3 protein-coding genes are annotated in these 2923 nt (G+C 68.5%); 2 read left to right on the top strand and 1 reads right to left on the bottom strand.

Features of this window, described 5'->3' with window-relative positions; translation table 11 throughout:
* Positions 1-374 precede the first annotated feature (374 nt).
* Entirely contained in the window at positions 375-1766 is a 1392-nt protein-coding gene (gene gdhA, locus HKK72_RS38240; RefSeq protein WP_187239263.1) for an NADP-specific glutamate dehydrogenase, read from the top strand.
* 78 nt (positions 1767-1844) lie between these two features.
* Here gdhA and HKK72_RS38235 read toward each other — a convergent pair whose 3' ends face one another.
* Entirely contained in the window at positions 1845-2432 is a 588-nt protein-coding gene (locus HKK72_RS38235; RefSeq protein WP_187239262.1) for a 3'-5' exonuclease, read from the bottom strand.
* 137 nt (positions 2433-2569) lie between these two features.
* Between HKK72_RS38235 and HKK72_RS38230 the strand changes: the two genes are divergently transcribed.
* Positions 2570-2923 (top strand): MerR family transcriptional regulator (locus HKK72_RS38230; RefSeq protein WP_187239261.1); only part of this gene is annotated, 354 nt, incomplete at its 3' end.

The following is a 2923-nucleotide window of genomic DNA, read 5'->3' as shown; positions in this document are numbered from 1 at the left end:
CATGACCCAAGGGGGCGTTTCGCCGCCGTACCGCGGCGGAACGCCCCCGGCCATGCGGGCGACCGACGGTGATCGTCGAACAGGCGCGCTTCGGCGTGCCCGTCGGCGGTGTCCCGTTCCTTGCCGACGCGCAGGCATGTGCGCGTTTTCCCTGCTCGGCCGTGGAATAGGCGATTATGCTTGAACGGTTCAGTAAGCAGTCGACGGTACTGCGCCACAGGGGCGAGTCGATCGTCGATGGCACTCTGGCACGGGGTCTGATCTCTTCGCATCACCCGAACCGGTGGAGCCGCGGAGTGCTGCCCCGAAGCGCTTCGACAGCCGCGCCACCGCCCGCCGATCTCTATCACCGACCAGCAGAGGAGCTTTCACGTATGTCACCGTCACCTCAGACGGCGTACTACCGAGAGCAGGAGCACGGGCTACGAACCCCTGAACTGAACTCGATCTACTCCGAGATCCTGAGGCGCAACCCCGGCGAACCGGAGTTCCATCAGGCGGTCCTCGAGGTACTCGAGAGCCTCGCGCCGGTGCTCGACGCCCGCCCGGAACTCCTTGACGCCAGGGTGATCGAGCGCGTCTGCGAACCCGAGCGCCAGATCATGTTCCGGGTCCCCTGGCAGGACGACTCCGGTCAGGTGCACGTCAACCGTGGATTCCGGATCGAGTTCAACAGCGCGCTCGGACCCTACAAGGGCGGCCTGCGATTCCACCCGTCGGTCAACCTGGGCGTCGTGAAGTTCCTCGGCTTCGAGCAGATCTTCAAGAACGCGCTCACCGGCATGAGCATCGGCGGGGGCAAGGGAGGCAGCGACTTCGACCCCAAGGGCAGGTCCGACGCCGAGGTCATGCGCTTCTGCCAGTCCTTCATGACCGAGCTCAGCCGCTACCTGGGCGAGCACACCGACGTCCCGGCCGGCGACATCGGCGTCGGGGGACGCGAGATCGGCTTCCTGTTCGGCCAGTACCGGCGGATCACCAATCGCTGGGAGGCCGGAGTGCTCACCGGCAAGGGCCTCGGCTGGGGCGGATCCCAGGCCCGTACCGAGGCCACCGGCTATGGAAATGTCCTCTTCACCGCCGAGATGCTGCAGGCGCGTGGCGAGGACATGGAGGGGCAGCAGGTCGTGGTGTCCGGGTCCGGCAATGTCGCGATCTACTCGATCGAGAAGGCCCAGAAGCTCGGCGCCAACGTCGTGACCTGCTCTGACTCCGGGGGTTACGTCATGGACGAGAAGGGCATCGACGTCGCCCTGCTCAAGGAGATCAAGGAGGTCGGGCGCGGCCGCGTCTCCGACTACGCCGAGCGCCGGGGTGCGTCCGCCCGGTATGTGACCACCGGCCAGGTGTGGGACGTGCCCTGTGACGTGGCGTTGCCCTCGGCCACCCAGAACGAACTCGATCTCGACGCCGCGCAGATCCTGGTGCGCAACGGGGTCAAGGCCGTTTCCGAGGGGGCGAACATGCCCACCACCCCCTCGGCCGTACGGCTCCTGCAGGAGGCCGGCGTGGTCTTCGGCCCCGGCAAGGCGGCCAACGCGGGCGGGGTCGCCACCAGCGCGCTCGAGATGCAGCAGAACGCCGGCCGCGAGTCGTGGTCGTTCGCCCGTACCGAGGAGCGGCTGGGCCAGACCATGCGCGACATCCACGAGACCTGCCGCGAGACGGCCGAGCGCCACGGCGTGCCGGGCGACTACGTCGCGGGAGCCAACATCGCCGGATTCGAGCGCGTGACCGACGCCATGCTCGCCCAGGGCGTCATCTAGCCGTCCTTCATGCCGAGTGACCGGGTGAGAGCGGACTCCCGCGTACGTCTCTCGCCCGGTCCGCGAACAACTGCATGATCACGGAGGGGTGAGACTCCAGGGGCCGGCCGGGTCGCCCTCCTGACGGGCCGCCATCTTGAGGACGAGGGCGGCGATGTTCCAGGCGTCGTCGACCCCGCTGTGGTGGCGCCCTTCGAGCGGCAGCCCGGCGTGATCGAGGGCCCCTTCCATGCCGAGCCGGCGACTGAGCCCGTAGACCTCGGAGTAGGTCTTCTTGGCGTTGGTGTGCCGGGAGCCGAAGGGATAACGGACGGCACCGGGACGGCACTGGCGCTCGAACTGCCGCCGGTCGTAGTCACCCCAGCTCGCCCAGGCGCGATAGCGCGAATAGTGGTCGCGTTCGAGGATCTCGCACGCCTCCCGGAACCCGACGCCACCGTCGACCTCACGTTGCGTCAGCCCGGTGAGCTCGCTGCAGAACCCGCTGACCCTCGAGCGGGCCGGGCGGACCAGGATGCGGTGGCGCGACACCCGTTCACGAGACTCCAGGTCCACGACGCAGAGCCCGATTTCGATGATCTCGCTGGCCTGGCCGGGAGGCGGCTGCCCCGGCCAGCACGTGGCCTCCAGGTCGACGACGTTGAGGAAGCGTCCGTACGGTTCCATGGCGGACACGCTAGTGATCACACCTTGGGAGCGCCGCTCATTTTCGCCGCGCTCTACCGGCCCGGCCCACCTCGTACGCGATCTCGCGGATCAATTCGGTTGAGCTTCCACCTACTGGAAGGTGCACAGTCGTCCCCATGAGCGACAGCGCGGAGTTCTTCACCATCGGGCGGCTCGCCCGCCGCACCGGAGTGTCCGCGCGGACGATCCGCTTCTGGTCGGACGCCGGCCTGGTGCCGGCCAGCACGCGTTCCGCGGCCGGCTACCGCCTCTACGACTCCGAGGCGGTGGCCCGACTCGACCTCGTCCGGACGCTTCGTGACCTCGGGCTGGGTCTCGACGCCGTACGGGAGGTCCTGTCGCGGGCCGCCACGCTCGCCGAGGTGGCCGGGATGCACGTCACGGCACTGGACGCGGAGATACGAACCCTGCGGTTGCGCCGCGCCGTCCTCAGGACGGTGGCGAGGCGCGGCGGCACGACAGAGGAGGTG

It is taken from the genome of Actinomadura sp. HBU206391, from assembly GCF_014323665.1.
GTDB lineage: Bacteria > Actinomycetota > Actinomycetes > Streptosporangiales > Streptosporangiaceae > Actinomadura_C.
Note: the sequence above shows the minus strand (reverse complement) of the source record. Positions and strands in the feature narration are given on the sequence as shown.

Coding starts and splice junctions, on each gene's coding strand:
- gdhA (WP_187239263.1), top strand. CDS start 375: ATGTCACCGTCACCTCAGACGGCGTACTACCGAGAGCAGGAGCACGGG.
- HKK72_RS38235 (WP_187239262.1), bottom strand. CDS start 2,432: ATGGAACCGTACGGACGCTTCCTCAACGTCGTCGACCTGGAGGCCACG.